17 protein-coding genes are annotated in these 13,871 nt (G+C 55.9%); 4 read left to right on the top strand and 13 right to left on the bottom strand.

All coding sequences use genetic code 11. The features are described from left to right. Positions 1-2: 2 nt before the first annotated feature. The 3 genes from yfcD to yfcF are packed head-to-tail and all read right to left on the bottom strand — an operon-like array spanning position 3 to position 1,876. Positions 3-569 (bottom strand): NUDIX hydrolase YfcD, encoded by a 567-nt coding sequence (yfcD, locus tag A6013_RS17185; RefSeq protein WP_006811396.1) that lies wholly within the window; start codon positions 567-569, stop codon positions 3-5. A gap of 55 nt (positions 570-624) precedes the next feature. Then, positions 625-1,176, bottom strand: a complete 552-nt coding sequence (yfcE, locus tag A6013_RS17180; protein ID WP_028013947.1) for a phosphodiesterase — start codon at positions 1,174-1,176, stop codon at positions 625-627. Between the two features lie 55 nt (positions 1,177-1,231). Next, positions 1,232-1,876 (bottom strand): glutathione transferase, encoded by a 645-nt coding sequence (yfcF, locus tag A6013_RS17175; protein ID WP_069733477.1) that lies wholly within the window; start codon positions 1,874-1,876, stop codon positions 1,232-1,234. Positions 1,877-2,016: 140 nt separating this feature from the next. Between yfcF and yfcG the strand changes: the two genes are divergently transcribed. The 4 genes from yfcG (at position 2,017) to A6013_RS17155 (ending at position 4,551) form a co-directional block, all read left to right on the top strand. Next, the gene (gene yfcG, locus A6013_RS17170) at positions 2,017-2,646 is read left to right on the top strand and encodes a GSH-dependent disulfide bond oxidoreductase (protein WP_028013949.1); all 630 of its coding nucleotides are present in this window, start codon (positions 2,017-2,019) and stop codon (positions 2,644-2,646) included. 75 nt (positions 2,647-2,721) lie between these two features. Further along, positions 2,722-3,090, top strand: coding sequence for a dihydroneopterin triphosphate 2'-epimerase (gene folX, locus A6013_RS17165; protein WP_028013950.1), 369 nt, complete (start codon positions 2,722-2,724; stop codon positions 3,088-3,090). Positions 3,091-3,103: 13 nt separating this feature from the next. Then, on the top strand, positions 3,104-3,997 hold the full coding sequence (locus A6013_RS17160) for a TIGR01777 family oxidoreductase (protein ID WP_047367995.1): 894 nt from the start codon (positions 3,104-3,106) through the stop codon (positions 3,995-3,997). A 44-nt stretch (positions 3,998-4,041) separates the two neighbouring features. After that, positions 4,042-4,551 carry a GNAT family N-acetyltransferase gene (locus tag A6013_RS17155; protein ID WP_047367996.1) on the top strand — a complete coding sequence of 170 codons (510 nt, stop codon included), beginning with the start codon at positions 4,042-4,044 and terminating at the stop codon, positions 4,549-4,551. Between the two features lie 99 nt (positions 4,552-4,650). On the opposite strand, the gene hisP is transcribed toward A6013_RS17155, so the two are convergent. The 10 genes from hisP to folC form a co-directional block, all read right to left on the bottom strand. After that, the gene (hisP, locus tag A6013_RS17150; protein WP_028016220.1) at positions 4,651-5,424 is read right to left on the bottom strand and encodes a histidine ABC transporter ATP-binding protein HisP; all 774 of its coding nucleotides are present in this window, start codon (positions 5,422-5,424) and stop codon (positions 4,651-4,653) included. Positions 5,425-5,432: 8 nt separating this feature from the next. Then, positions 5,433-6,149: an ABC transporter permease gene (locus tag A6013_RS17145; protein ID WP_028013953.1), complete on the bottom strand. Its 717-nt coding sequence runs from the start codon at positions 6,147-6,149 to the stop codon at positions 5,433-5,435. After that, positions 6,146-6,832, bottom strand: coding sequence for a histidine ABC transporter permease HisQ (locus A6013_RS17140; RefSeq protein WP_028013954.1), 687 nt, complete (start codon positions 6,830-6,832; stop codon positions 6,146-6,148). Before A6013_RS17140 ends, A6013_RS17145 begins: the two co-directional genes overlap by 4 nt. Before the next feature lie 87 nt (positions 6,833-6,919). Further along, positions 6,920-7,702, bottom strand: coding sequence for a histidine ABC transporter substrate-binding protein HisJ (gene hisJ, locus A6013_RS17135; RefSeq protein ID WP_047367997.1), 783 nt, complete (start codon positions 7,700-7,702; stop codon positions 6,920-6,922). A gap of 213 nt (positions 7,703-7,915) precedes the next feature. Then, positions 7,916-8,698 carry a lysine/arginine/ornithine ABC transporter substrate-binding protein ArgT gene (gene argT / locus A6013_RS17130; protein ID WP_028013956.1) on the bottom strand — a complete coding sequence of 261 codons (783 nt, stop codon included), beginning with the start codon at positions 8,696-8,698 and terminating at the stop codon, positions 7,916-7,918. Between the two features lie 290 nt (positions 8,699-8,988). Further along, positions 8,989-9,558 (bottom strand): UbiX family flavin prenyltransferase, encoded by a 570-nt coding sequence (locus tag A6013_RS17125; RefSeq protein WP_028013957.1) that lies wholly within the window; start codon positions 9,556-9,558, stop codon positions 8,989-8,991. An 88-nt stretch (positions 9,559-9,646) separates the two neighbouring features. Then, positions 9,647-11,164, bottom strand: a complete 1,518-nt coding sequence (purF, locus tag A6013_RS17120; protein ID WP_014884664.1) for an amidophosphoribosyltransferase — start codon at positions 11,162-11,164, stop codon at positions 9,647-9,649. A gap of 33 nt (positions 11,165-11,197) precedes the next feature. After that, positions 11,198-11,686: a colicin V production protein gene (gene cvpA / locus A6013_RS17115; protein ID WP_000262116.1), complete on the bottom strand. Its 489-nt coding sequence runs from the start codon at positions 11,684-11,686 to the stop codon at positions 11,198-11,200. Between the two features lie 164 nt (positions 11,687-11,850). After that, complete coding sequence (gene dedD, locus A6013_RS17110) at positions 11,851-12,543, bottom strand: cell division protein DedD (RefSeq protein ID WP_045631481.1); 693 nt, start codon at positions 12,541-12,543, stop codon at positions 11,851-11,853. Beyond that, complete coding sequence (gene folC, locus A6013_RS17105; RefSeq protein WP_069733476.1) at positions 12,533-13,801, bottom strand: bifunctional tetrahydrofolate synthase/dihydrofolate synthase; 1,269 nt, start codon at positions 13,799-13,801, stop codon at positions 12,533-12,535. Before folC ends, dedD begins: the two co-directional genes overlap by 11 nt. Between the last annotated feature and the right edge of the window lie 70 nt (positions 13,802-13,871).

Raw genomic sequence — 13,871 nt, 5'->3', positions numbered from 1 at the left:
GCTTACTCAGCCTCTTCCTCTTTTTCCGCTTTGTTTTCCGGCTTAGCGGATTCGTTTTTGGCGTTGCGGGTCATCCACAGCGCCAGCGCTTTTAACGAATCCGGCGTGAACTCGTCGCAGCGGGCGGTAATCTCTTCCGGCGTCATCCAGCAGACTTCGCTCACTTCCTCTTCCTGCAGGGCGAAAGGCCCATGGGAAACGCAGCTAAACAGTCCACCCCAGACGCGGCAATGTTCGTCTTCGAAATAGAACTGCCCGTGCTCGGCAAACGGCACCCCGGCGATACCTAACTCTTCTTCCGCTTCACGACGTGCGGAATCCAGCAGCACTTCATCGGCCTGCACGACGCCGCCTGCGGTGGCATCAAGCATGCCCGGAAGAAAATCTTTGGTGTCCGTGCGGCGCTGGACCAGAATCTTGCCCATGCCGTCATGCACAACGATGTACGTTGCACGGTGACGCAGGCGCTCTGCACGCATTTGTTCGCGGCTCGCCTGCGCGATCACTTCATTTTCTTCGCTGACAATGTCAACCCATTCAGTACTTGCCAAATGATTCTGCTCCACCATCGGGAAACCTTCTCGTCTAAGCGCTCTTTCGGCGCGTTTGCAGTTGTGGTGTAACTTACGGATTAATCGCTACCTGCGCAATAACTTGCTGATCATTAAGTGCGATAACGCTCAGGGTATTTCCATCCAGCAGGCCATAGCTCGCAGGATATCCGCCTTTCGGGATGCTGACCGACCCCGGATTAAAGTGATAAATCTCACCGCGTTTTTCAGCCACCGGAATATGAGTATGGCCGTAAACCAGGACATCGCCAGCCGCGAGCGCCGGGAGATTATCCGGGCCGAAAAGGTGTCCGTGGGTCAGAAACAGGCGGCTGTTTTCCAGCAGAACCTGTTGCCATGGCGCGGTAAGGGGAAAATGCAGCAGCATCTGGTCGACTTCGCTGTCGCAATTACCGCGAACGGCGATAATGCGCGAGGCAAACGGGTTAAGCTTTTCCGCCACCTGCGCCGGGGCATAGCCTTCCGGCAGCGCATTACGCGGACCATGATTTAACACATCCCCCAGAATCACCAGCCATTGGGCCCCGCTTTGCGAAAACAGAGAAAGCACTCGCTCGGTCGCGGGCAGCGATCCATGGATATCTGACGCAAACATCAGTTTCATCCGTCACTCCCTGGTAAAAAAACTCCCCTTATCATACCTGAAGCGTCAGGGCTTATCAGCCCGCGCGCTTAGCGGAGAGTGCCACATAGCGCTGTACGGAGGCTCGCTGCCACTGGAACGCCGCATAGTCCACCAGCAGTTGAGGGACCTCATCGCCGTTGAGAATCAAACGGTTCAGCATCAGCGCCAGATCGGTATCCGCAATACACCATTCACCGAACAGGTTCGGGTTGCCGTGAGCGAGCAGCGAGGCTGCAGTTTCAATCAGCTTTTGCGCGCTTTCGACGCCTTCTGCGCTGAGCGCTGGCTTTTTCACACCGGCAAACACGACATCCGTGGAGCGCTCGACGCGAATCGGCACCAGGTCGCTACGCAGCCACGCCTGGATCTGCCGGGCGCGGGCGCGCTTTTGCAGATCGTGAGGATAGATGCGCTCCCACTCCGGCGGCGCAAAACGATCTTCCAGATATTCATCGATAGCCGAGGATTCGCTCAGTGCAAAACCATCCAGTTCCAGCACCGGCACGCGTCGCGTCAGGTCGTAACCCTGCCACTGGGGTTTGAGGTGTTCACCACCGTCGAGATCGACAGTCTTCAGCGTAAAAGAGAGTCCCTTTTCGGCCAGCGCGACGTAAACGCTCATAACATAGGGAGAAAAGAAATTTGCATCGGACCACAATGTAATTACGGGCTGGTTCATAACATCCTCATCGGCTGATCGGTTTTTACTCAACATATAATCTCTTTGCTTCGCTGTCACTTGATGAAAACTCACGATTTACAACAAGCACCTATACTCATTTGTCATGGCACCACTATTTGCATGGACAGGAGTTGAGAATGATTGACCTTTATTACGCCCCTACCCCAAACGGCCACAAGATCACCCTCTTTCTCGAAGAAGCCGAACTGGATTACAGAATCATCCGCGTGGATATCAGCAAAGGCGAACAGTTCAACCCTGTGTTTTTGGCTATCTCGCCCAACAATAAAATTCCGGCCATTATTGATAGCCAGCCGGCGGACGGAGGCAGGCCGTTAAGCCTGTTTGAATCCGGTGAAATTTTGCTTTATCTGGCAGAGAAAACCGGCAAGCTGCTGAGCGGTGAACTGCGCGAGCGTCACCACACTCTGCAGTGGCTTTTCTGGCAGTCAAGCGGCTTTGGGCCGATGCTGGGGCAGAACCACCACTTCACCGCCTTCGCGCCTCAGACCATTCCTTACGCCATTGAGCGATATCAGGTTGAAACCCAGCGTCTTTACGGCGTTCTGAACCAGCGGCTGGAGAAAACGCCGTGGCTTGGGGGCGACCATTACAGCATTGCCGATATCGCCTGCTGGCCGTGGGTAAATACGCATGATAAACACCGGATTGACTTAGCGTCTTACCCGGCGGTGAACAACTGGTTTGAGCGTATCCGGACCCGCCCGGCCACCGAACGCGCAATGCAAAAAATCCAGCAGGTTTAATCACCTATGAGGCTGGGTGGCTGAGAGGCTCTCATGTATTATGGGCGGGAAATACTGACACGGAGAAGACCTGCAATGTCACAGCCAGACGCTATTATTCGTATAAAAAATTTACGCTTGCGCACGTTCATTGGTATCAAAGAGGAAGAGATTGCCAACCGTCAGGATATTGTCATTAATGTGGTGATTCACTACCCGGCAGACAAAGCGCGGGCCAGCGAAGACATCAATGACGCGCTGAACTATCGCACGATAACCAAAAACATCATCCAGTACGTGGAAAATAACCGCTTCTCGCTGCTGGAGAAATTAACTCAGGATGTGCTCGATATCGCACGCGACCATCACTGGGTCACTTATGCTGAAGTAGAGATCGATAAACTTCACGCCCTGCGCTATGCCGACTCCGTCTCCATGACGTTAAGCTGGCGACGCCAGGCGTAAACCTGGAGGTTGTATGAAGATTCTGCTGACCGGCGGTACAGGCCTGATTGGGCGCCATCTCATTGCGCGTTTGCAGGCGCTGCATCACGACATTACCGTAGTGACCCGCAGCCCGGAGAAAGCGCGCCAGGTGCTGGGCGCGGGGGTCGATATCTGGAAAGGGCTGGCCGATCGGCAGAATCTGGACGGCTTCGACGCCGTCATCAACCTTGCGGGTGAACCCATCGCCGATAAGCGCTGGACCGAAGAGCAGAAACAGCGGTTGTGCAGCAGCCGCTGGAACATAACTGAGAAACTGGTTGAGCTGATTCGCAACAGCCAGACCCCGCCGTCGGTGCTGATTTCAGGCTCTGCAACGGGCTATTACGGCGATCTCGGCGAAGTGGTGGTGACCGAGGAAGAGCCGCCCCACAACGAGTTCACCCATAAACTCTGCGCCCAGTGGGAGCGCATCGCCTGCGCGGCGCAAAGCGATAATACCCGCGTCTGCCTGCTGCGTACCGGCGTAGTGCTTGCGCCGAAAGGCGGCATTCTGGGTAAAATGCTTCCGCCCTTCAGGCTGGGGCTCGGCGGGCCGATCGGCAACGGTCGACAGTACCTGGCCTGGATCCATATCGACGATATGGTGAACGGCATTATCTGGCTGCTGGATAACGATCTGCGCGGGCCGTTTAACATGGTTGCGCCGTATCCGGTGCGAAATGAACAGTTTGCCCACGCGCTGGGGCATGCCCTGCATCGCCCGGCGATATTACGCGTGCCTGCGACGGCAATTCGGCTGTTGATGGGTGAAGCGTCCGTGCTGGTGCTGGGCGGTCAGCGCGCGCTGCCAAAACGGCTGGAAGCGGCCGGGTTTGCGTTTCGCTGGTATGACTTAGAAGAGGCGCTGGGGGATGTGGTACGCTGAATATGTTACAGTGATACGCCATGTTCCGATGAAATGGCGTAACAATGGCAACCATCACCACTCCCCGGCTTCATCTCACCCCTTTCGAACCCTCTGACTGGGCGTTCTTCCGTTCGCTGCGCGAAAACCGCGATATTATGCGCTATATGGCCGCGATTGCGCCTGAGAAAGAGACCCGACGCGTGTTTGCCGCACGCCTGATGGCGGAGCATGTCTTCGTGATCCGCTTTCTGAATGAAGATACGCCGCTGGGCGATATTGGCCTGCAAATCAGTCCTGAGAATCGTGAAGAGGCGGATATCGGTTATACGGTTGTGCCTGCCGCGCAGGGAAAAGGGATCGCCAGCGAAGCGCTGCGCGCGGTGTGTGATTATGCGTTCAACCAGACCGGCGTGAAGGCGATTAACGCGTACGTGCTGGCGGACAACGGCGGCTCTGTACGGGTGCTTGAGAAAGCCGGGTTTGTGCGCACGCAGGTGCTTGAAAAGGCGTATGAGATTGACGGCGTGCGGTATGACGACTGGGTGTATCGCCTGGAGTGTGGTGCGGCCTGAATGCCGAGCGGTACTGCGTTTGCCCGGCCTGGGGTTTTGTAGGCCCGGTAAGCGAAGCGTCACCGGGCGATTGGGCTGCACTGCGGGCTGATGCCCTCTTTATTTCAGAGATCCTTTAAGGAACTGCTGCAAACGCGGGCTCTGCGGGTTTGCCAGCACCTCGTCAGGGTGCCCCTGCTCTTCAATTTTCCCCTGATGCAGGAAAATCACGTGGTTCGAGACGTTACGGGCGAAGCCCATCTCGTGCGTCACCACCACCATCGTTTTGCCCTCTTCGGCCAGCTTCTGCATGATGCGCAGCACTTCGCCGACGAGTTCCGGGTCCAGCGCGGAGGTCGGTTCGTCGAACAGCAGCACTTCAGGCTCCATCGCCAGCGCGCGGGCGATGGAGACACGCTGCTGCTGGCCGCCGGAAAGGTGTACCGGATACTTCATCTGCTGGCGCTCGTCGATACCCACTTTCGCCAGGTATTTCACCGCGCGTTCCCGGGCTTCCTGCTTGCTTAAGCCGAGCACCTGAACCGGCGCTTCCATCACGTTCTCCAGCACCGTCATGTGGCTCCAGAGGTTGAAATGCTGGAACACCATCGTCAGGCGCGTACGCAGCAGGCGCAGCTGATTCTTATCCGCCACCTTCAGCTGGCCGTCTTTGTCACGCACCAGGTTGATGTTCTGCCCGCTCACCACAATCGAGCCTTCGCTCGGCTTTTCGAGGAAGTTAATGCAGCGCAGGAAGGTACTTTTACCCGAGCCGGATGAACCGATTATACTGATTACGTCGCCTGCGTTAGCCTGCAGCGACACCCCTTTCAGCACTTCATGTTCGCCGTAGCGTTTGTGCAAATCAATAACGTTTAATTTGTTCTCAGCCATCATCTTTCTCAGTGCGTCGAAGAAGGTTTTATATGCTGCAGCCAGCGTTTTTCAGCCTTACGGAACAGGCTAATCAGAACATAAGAGATAATTAAATAGAGCACCGCCGCAATGCCAAACGCGGTAAACGGCTGATAGGTCGCGGAGTTGATATCGCGCGCGATTTTGAGCAGGTCCGGCACCGTCGCGGTAAAGGCAAGCGCGGTGGAGTGCAGCATCAAAATCACTTCGTTGCTGTAGGCCGGTAGCGCAATGCGCAGCGCCGACGGCAGAATAATGCAGCGGTAAAGCTTCACCGACGAGAAGCCGTACGCGCGCGCCGCCTCGATCTCACCGTGCGGCACGGAACGAATGGCCCCGGCGAAAATCTCGGTGGTATAGGCGCAGGTATTGAGCGTTAGCGCCAGCACCGTACAATTCAGGCCACTGCGGAAGAACGCATTCAGCATTTCCGTGCCTTTTACGATCTCCAGCGTATACATCCCCGAATAGAACACCAGCAGCTGCACGTACAGCGGCGTGCCGCGAAACACATAGGTAAACAGCCAAATCGGGAACTGAATAAATTTATTGTTCGACACGCGACCGATGGCGAGAAACACCGCCAGAATGCCGCCCATCACCACGGAAGAAATCAGCAGCCAGAGCGTGATCGCCACGCCGGTAAAGCGGTAGCCATCCGTCCACAGCAGGGATTTCCAGTATTCCTGAATAATCTCAATCACAGGTCAGCCCTCTTCACACCCACGGAGTAGCGACGCTCGAGCAGAAGCAGCACACCATTGGAGACGGTCGTAAAGACCAGATAGATCGCGCCGCAGACCACCGCAAAGTAGAACGGCTCCCAGGTGCTCTTGCCCGCCAGCTGAGTCGCTTTCACGACGTCTTCCAGACCGAGCAGCGAGACCAGCGCCGTCGCTTTGAGGATAACCTGCCAGTTGTTGCCGATGCCCGGCAGCGCATAGCGCATCATGGCCGGGAACATAATCCGGCGAAACGTTTGTGAAGAGGTAAAACCAAATGCGGTTGCCGCTTCAATGTGTCCTCTGGGAACCGCCATATAAGCGCCACGGAAGGTTTCCGTGAAGTAGGCACCGTAGATAAAACCGAGGGTGATAATACCGGCCACCATCGGGTCGATATCAATTTGTCCCATGCCCATTGCATCCGTCACGCTGTTCAGGGCAATCTGCAGGCCGTAAAAAATAAGCAGCATCAGCACCAGATCGGGTACGCCGCGAATGAGCGTGGTATAGCCTTCGAAAATGAGCGCCAGCGGTTTGTTAGCCGAAAGCTTCGCCCCTGCGCCCGCCAGACCTATCAGCACCGCCAGCACCACGGAGCTGATAGCCAGCTCAAGGGTGACAAGCGCGCCCTGTAAAATAACGCCAGAAAATCCGTACAGCATACCGCGAGCCCTGTCGTATCGTGAGTGGTAAACCGTGTCTTATCCCCTCCCCCAGCGGGAGGGGCCGCACGTTATTTGACGGAGCGATTAGCCGCCGTACACATTGAAATCGAAGTACTTTTTCGCCAGCTTGTCGTAGGTACCGTCAGCGCGCATTTCAGCAAACGCTTTGTTCAGCGCCTCACGCAGTTCGTTGTCTTCCTTACGCAGGCCCATACCGGTACCCACGCCAAAGAGCTTCTCGTCCTTAATGGACGGACCGCCGAACTTGTAATCTTTGCCTACCGGCTGCTTCAGGAAACCTTCGCTTGCCGCGACTTCATCCTGGAATGCGGCATCAATACGGCCTGCCGTCAGGTCTGCGTAAATATTTTCCTGGCCCTGATAGGAGACGATTTCGATCCCCTTCGGCGCCCAGTGTTCGTTACCGTAGGTTTCCTGCGTGGTGCCCTGCAGTACGCCTACGCGTTTCCCCTTCAGCGACTCGAGGGTCGGTTGAATGTCAGAAGACTTAGCCACTACCAGACGTGAATCGGCAGCATAGAGCTTGTCGGTGAAGGCAATCTCCTGCTGACGTTTCTCGGTGATGGAAAGCGAGGACATAATCACGTCTATTTTTTTAGCTTTCAGTGAAGGGATCAGCGCATCCAGCGGGTTCTCTACATAAGTACACTGTGCTTTGATGCGTTTGCACAGCTCATTGGCCAGATCGATGTCAAAACCCACCAGTTCACCCTTTGAATTCTTCGATTCAAACGGCGCGTAGGTTGGATCGGTGCCAATACGAATTTTCTGCGGAATGGCTGCGAAGGCCGCGGTGGCGCTGGAAAAGGCCAGTACCAGAGATAATGACAACACGAGTTTTTTCATATTTGTCCTCAACAAACTGTCTTCATACGGTTTTTTTACGACGACGGGGTGGGGTTAATGTGCCATTAATCCACGCTGTCAGGCAAAGAATAATGCCTTTCAGACGGGAATTTTTGCATTATAAATGCTTAAGTATGCACGTAGCGACCCAATATGGTGCACAAATTGCACCATATTGAATCATTCACACCCGCGACGCACCACGCTGGTGCGTTAGTCACCGTAGACGTTGAAGTCGAAGTATTTCTTCGCCAGTTTGTCGTAGGTACCGTCTTTGCGCAGCTCCGTGAATGCTTTGTCAAAGGCGGCTTTCAGCTCTTTATCGTCCTTACGCAGGCCGATGCCGGTGCCGTCACCAAAGTATTTTTTGTCTTTCACGGACGGGCCCGCAAAGGCGTAATCTTTACCGGCCGGCTGCTTCAGGAAGCCTTCGCTCGCCGCGACTTCATCCTGGAATGCGGCATCCAGACGGCCTGCCGCCAGGTCAGAGTAGATCAGATCCTGGTTCTGGTAAGCCACCACGTCGACGCCCTTCTCGCGCCAGTTGGCATTCGCGTAACCTTCCTGGGTTGAGCCCTGGAGCACGCCCACATGCTTGCCTTTCAGCGAGTCGATGGTCGGCTGGATCGGGGAACCTTTCGCGGCAATCAGACGCGAATCCGCAGCGTAGAGCTTGTCAGAGAAGGCAATCTCCTGCTGGCGTTTTTCGGTGATGGAGAGAGAAGAGATAATGGCGTCGATTTTCTTTGCCTTCAGCGACGGGATTAATGCGTCGAAGTCGCTGCCCACCCATGTGCATTTCACTTCCATACGTTTGCACATTTCATTTCCCAAATCGATATCAAACCCCACGAAATCGCCTTTCGCATCCTTGGAAGAGAATGGCGCGTAGGTTGCGTCTGTACCGATACGAACCGTCTGTGGAAGCGCTGCGTAGCTACCTGCCGCCGCACTTAACCCCACCAGCAAAGACAGAGCCAGAACCGTCTTCTTCATACATTTACCCTCAAGTACCGTGATTTTATTATGTATTGTGTTGTGTGTTGTGTTGCAGGCTTCTCTTGCAGGTCTTATGCCACATTGCCGTCTGGTCAAAAGTTCGACGTTAAATATGTTAATAAAACGTTGCGATATTGCCTTAATGGTGAAAGATAGCAGGTCTGCCGAACGAACCGGAAAGAGAAAAAGGGAAAAAGCGAATTAAATGTCGAGGATATGATCGCCGTTGCATAATTGCCCTGAAACAGGGCAACGTCTCTTTTCATGCACAGCATTTGTGCACAGAATCAGGCTCCCTGCCAGCGGGTGAAGAGGTCTTCGGGCAGGTCGATGTCAAACTGATCCAGCACGCGATTGACGGTCTGATTGATCACATCGTCCAGCGACTGCGGTCGGTGATAGAACGCCGGCACCGGCGGCATGATCACCGCGCCCAGCTCAGCGGCCTGAGTCATGAGGCGCAGATGGCCCAGGTGCAGCGGCGTTTCCCGCACGCAGAGCACCAGCGGGCGGCGCTCCTTCAGCACCACGTCCGCCGCGCGCGTTACCAGCGTGTCGGTATAGCTGTTCACAATCCCGGAGAGCGTTTTGATTGAACAGGGCAGGATCACCATACCGGCGGTTTTAAACGAGCCTGAGGAGATGCTGGCGGCGATATCGCGGGCATCGTGAACCACGTCCGCCATCGCCTGGACATCGCGCAGGGAGAGATCCGTTTCAAGGGAGAGGGTTTGCCGCGCCGCCTGGCTCATCACCAGATGCGTTTCCACTTCTGCCACGTTACGCAAAACCTGTAGCAGGCGTACGCCGTAAATCGCGCCGCTGGCACCGCTGATGCCTATTATGAGTCGTTTCATGATTTCGCCCTTGCTGAATTCTGGGCTGACTGTGCAGGATTTTGCGGGGAGTTGCAAGTGAGGGCGAGCGCCCTCACCTGCGGAGAGATTAACCTTCGTTGTGCATCTCTAAGCTTTCGAGATCGTTTTGCAGCTGAACGGCTTTCGCATCGTCGTTGCGCAGCGAATCAAGGTAGTCGAGGTACTGCTGGTCAACGTCTTTCGTCACGTAGACGCCATTGAACACGGAGCATTCGAACTGCTGAATCTCCGGATTCTCGGCGCGCACCGCGTCGATGAGATCGTTCAGATCCTGGAAAATCAGGCCGTCGGCCCCGATGATCTGGCGAATCTCATCCACTTCACGGCCGTGAGCAATCAGCTCGTTGGCAGTTGGCATATCAATGCCGTACACGTTCGGGAAGCGAATCTCCGGCGCTGCAGACGCCAGGTAGACTTTCTTCGCACCCGCTTCGCGCGCCATCTCGATAATCTGCTCAGAGGTGGTGCCGCGAACGATGGAGTCATCCACCAGCAGAACGTTTTTGTCGCGGAATTCCGCGCGGTTGGCGTTCAGCTTGCGGCGAACGGACTTACGGCGCAGGTGCTGGCCCGGCATGATAAACGTGCGGCCAACGTAGCGGTTCTTCACGAAGCCCTGACGGTACGGCTTGTCCAGAATTCGGGCGATCTCCAGGGCGATATCGCAGGAGGTTTCCGGGATAGGAATCACCACGTCGATGTCGAGATCGTCCCACTCGCGGGCAATCTTCTCGCCGAGCTTCGTGCCCATATTGACGCGCGCGCTGTAGACGGAAATCTTGTCGATGAACGAATCCGGACGGGCAAAATAGACGTATTCAAACAGGCACGGGTTGCTGACCGGGTTGTCGGCACACTGCCGGGTGAACAGTTGGCCCTTCTCGGTGATATACACCGCTTCGCCCGGCGCAACGTCGCGCAGGAATTCGAAGCCCAGGGTATCCAGCGCCACGCTCTCAGAGGCAACCATATATTCGGTACGGCCATCGCCGAGGTCGCGCTTGCCCAGAACCAGCGGACGAATGCCGTTTGGATCGCGGAAGGCGACCATGCCGTGACCGATGATCATCGCCACGCAGGCGTACGCACCGCGGATCTGGCGGTTGGTCGCGGCAATGGCAGCGAAGATATTGTCTGCTTCCAGCGGGTAGTGACGGAAGTTATCCAGCTCGCTGGCGAACACATTGAGCAGGATTTCTGAATCAGAGGTGGTGTTAATGTGGCGACGTTTCTCTTCGAACAGCTTCTTACGCAGCTCATGAGCGTTGGTCAGGTTGCCGTTATGGGCAAGCGTGATGCCATACGGTGAGTTGACGTAGAAAGGCTGTGCCTCAGAGGCGCTGGAACTGCCAGCAGTAGGATAACGAACGTGACCGATCCCCATATTACCTTGCAGACGCTGCATATGGCGGGCTTCAAACACATCGTTTACCAGGCCATTGGCCTTACGTAAACGGAAGCAGTTGTTTGCATCAATGGTGATGATACCCGCAGCATCCTGCCCACGGTGCTGAAGCACCGTTAACGCGTCATAAATCGACTGGTTTACCGGCATGAAACCGGCGATACCGACAATACCGCACATTCGTCTTTTCCTCGTTAAGCCACATCTCAGGGTTTATGCCCTGGGCAAAAAACTCGACGAGCTTTGCAGATAGTCAAAGAACCATCTGATGATGAAGCTGAACTCTGGAATGAGCTGCGATTTTTGCCAGTCTTCGCTTTTGGAGAACCCGGTGAAGGTATCCAGGAAGAACAGGATCGCGGCCACAATCAGCACGCCTCGTAATGCCCCGAAACAGATCCCGAGTACCCTGTCCGTTCCTGACAGACCGGTTTTCTCGACCAGCTGACCTATCACGTAATTCACGATAGCGCCGACAATCAGCGTCGCGATAAACAGCACCGCGATGGCGATTCCATTTCGGACCAGTTCATCTTCAAAGCCCGTGAACCAGACAGACAGGTAAGTGTAGTAATGACTGGCAACAAAGAAAGCACAACCCCAGGTTACCAGCGATAACGCTTCACGAACAAAGCCACGGATCAGGCTAACCAGACAGGAAAAACCAATCACCGCAATGATGGCGTAATCAATCCAGACCATATGTGTCCCACGATTAAACGCCCTGTCATCCAGTTCGGGGCGAATTCTAACAGAAAAAGAAAACGTTTGCGTAGGGATTTCCTTCCCGCGCGTAAATAAAAAAAGCGTTGAAAAAATGTTCAACGCCGTGGCTTATCGCCTCTCTCTAAAGGAGCAGGTCGTACTTAGTTCGCGCTGTAGCTCATCACCACACCACTCAGCCCGGAGATCTGCTTCAGCTCGCCCAGCGACCCTTTCAGCTTGTCTTTCGACGCCTCCGGCCCCACGAGGATACGGGTAATTTTACCCTGTACCGGCGTGGAAGGTGAAGTGTAAACGCGATAGCCCGCGCTGCGCAGTTTACCCACAACCTCGTTGACTTTATCGGCGTTTTTCAGCGCCCCCAGCTGCACAACGTAGGCTTTGCCGGTCGGCGCTGCGTCTTGCTTCGCAGGTGGTGGAGTTTCAGACGCTGCAGCAAGCTGCTCTGCTGCTTTATCTCGCTGTTGCTGAGGCTTCGGCTGCGGTTTCTCTACCGGCTTCGGTTTTTCAGCAGGCTTAGGCTTCTCTACCGGTACCGGATCGATCTCGATGTTGTTATTCGCCGCCAGACGCGACGGGTCGAGTGACGGCGCAGCGGCATCGCCCGCGCGAACTTCTTCCGCCGCCCCTTCAGGCGGCTGAGCAGGCAGCGCCTGAGTCGCCGCAGGCAGCATATCCGGCTCATCGCGGTCGCCCGGCTTCGGCACCAGCGGAATGGCTGCAAACTCGTCCTGATAATGTTTTTTCTGCCCGTCGAGCAGCCCGGGAAGAATAATCACCCCGAGCGCGACCAGCACAATGGTTCCTGTTAAACGGTTCTGAAACTTACTCGCCACCGGTTCTCCCCGCGTCCATCACTTCCATGACATGTGCCACCGTGTGGAAAGAGCCACACACCAGCACGGTATCTTCTGGTTTAGCATCCGCCATCGCGGCATGCCAGGCCTGCGCCACGCTACTGTAGATTGCACCTTTGCCGAGATGTTCCATCAACTGCTCAGCAGTCGCACCACGCGGCCCCTCCAGAGGAGCACAATACCAGCTATCGACCACACTCTCCATGCAGGCCAGCGTGCCGCCGATATCTTTATCATGAAGCATACCGATAACCGCCAGCACGCGCCCGGTTTTTGGTAACGATTTGAGACGTCCTGCGAGATACGCCGCCGCATGCGGGTTGTGCGCCACATCCAGAATCAGACGCGGTGACTCGCTGACTATCTGGAAACGACCCGGCAGCAGCGCATTCTGAATGCCGTCACGGATCGCCTGCTCACTTACAGCTAATCCGCTGGCGCGCAGTGCCGCCAGCGCGGTTGCCGCGTTCGGCTGCGGTACCTGCGGCAGCGGCAGATTCTCCAGCACGCCCCGCGCATCGCTGAAGCGCCAGCCGTTGCCCTGCACCTCATACTGCCAGTCAACGCCTCGGCGCAACAGATGTGCGCCCTTCTCTTTCGCCACGTCGGCAATGGTATGCGGCATGTCCGGCTCGCCCACCACGGCGGGCTTATTCGCCCGGAAAATACCGGCCTTCTCGCGGCCAATGCTTTCACGGTCCGGGCCCAGCCAGTCGGTATGATCCAGCGCGATGCTGGTGACCACCGCCACGTCCGCATCCACCATATTGGTGGCATCCAGACGCCCGCCCAGCCCCACTTCCAGGATCACCACGTCCAGCTGCGCCTGTTTGAACAGCCATAGCGCCGACAGGGTGCCGTATTCAAAATAGGTTAATGAGGTTTCCCCGCGCGCCGCTTCGATAGCCGCGAACGACGCCGTATGGGCAGATTCCGCCAGCTCGGTGTTCTGCACCCGCACGCGCTCGGTATAGCGCACCAGATGCGGTGAGCTGTAAACGCCGACCTTATAGCCGGCAGCCATCAGGACAGATTCCAGCGTGCGGCAGGTCGTCCCTTTACCGTTAGTACCTGCAACGGTGAACACGAACGGAGCCGGTTTCAGCACGTCGAGACGCGCGGCAACCTGGCTTACGCGCTCAAGGCCCATATCGATGGTTTTACTGTGCAGGTTTTCCAGATAAGAAAGCCACGCGGCCAGGGGCGACGTGGCTTGGGGAATGCTTTTATTTTCCATAATGCCCGGTTGTCATTAACAGGTTATAAAGCAAAAGGGCAGCGCCATCTGGCCCTGCCCTTTTCAGTTA

The sequence above is a fragment of the Enterobacter sp. IF2SW-B1 genome (assembly GCF_001743375.1).
Classification (GTDB): domain Bacteria; phylum Pseudomonadota; class Gammaproteobacteria; order Enterobacterales; family Enterobacteriaceae; genus Enterobacter; species Enterobacter bugandensis.
The sequence above is the reverse complement of the archived record's forward strand: the minus strand, read 5'-3'. Positions and strand labels throughout refer to the sequence as shown.

Coding starts and splice junctions, on each gene's coding strand:
- yfcD (WP_006811396.1), bottom strand. CDS start 569: ATGGTGGAGCAGAATCATTTGGCAAGTACTGAATGGGTTGACATTGTC.
- yfcE (WP_028013947.1), bottom strand. CDS start 1,176: ATGAAACTGATGTTTGCGTCAGATATCCATGGATCGCTGCCCGCGACC.
- yfcF (WP_069733477.1), bottom strand. CDS start 1,876: ATGAACCAGCCCGTAATTACATTGTGGTCCGATGCAAATTTCTTTTCT.
- yfcG (WP_028013949.1), top strand. CDS start 2,017: ATGATTGACCTTTATTACGCCCCTACCCCAAACGGCCACAAGATCACC.
- folX (WP_028013950.1), top strand. CDS start 2,722: ATGTCACAGCCAGACGCTATTATTCGTATAAAAAATTTACGCTTGCGC.
- A6013_RS17160 (WP_047367995.1), top strand. CDS start 3,104: ATGAAGATTCTGCTGACCGGCGGTACAGGCCTGATTGGGCGCCATCTC.
- A6013_RS17155 (WP_047367996.1), top strand. CDS start 4,042: ATGGCAACCATCACCACTCCCCGGCTTCATCTCACCCCTTTCGAACCC.
- hisP (WP_028016220.1), bottom strand. CDS start 5,424: ATGGCTGAGAACAAATTAAACGTTATTGATTTGCACAAACGCTACGGC.
- A6013_RS17140 (WP_028013954.1), bottom strand. CDS start 6,832: ATGCTGTACGGATTTTCTGGCGTTATTTTACAGGGCGCGCTTGTCACC.
- hisJ (WP_047367997.1), bottom strand. CDS start 7,702: ATGAAAAAACTCGTGTTGTCATTATCTCTGGTACTGGCCTTTTCCAGC.
- argT (WP_028013956.1), bottom strand. CDS start 8,698: ATGAAGAAGACGGTTCTGGCTCTGTCTTTGCTGGTGGGGTTAAGTGCG.
- A6013_RS17125 (WP_028013957.1), bottom strand. CDS start 9,558: ATGAAACGACTCATAATAGGCATCAGCGGTGCCAGCGGCGCGATTTAC.
- purF (WP_014884664.1), bottom strand. CDS start 11,164: ATGTGCGGTATTGTCGGTATCGCCGGTTTCATGCCGGTAAACCAGTCG.
- cvpA (WP_000262116.1), bottom strand. CDS start 11,686: ATGGTCTGGATTGATTACGCCATCATTGCGGTGATTGGTTTTTCCTGT.
- folC (WP_069733476.1), bottom strand. CDS start 13,801: ATGGAAAATAAAAGCATTCCCCAAGCCACGTCGCCCCTGGCCGCGTGG.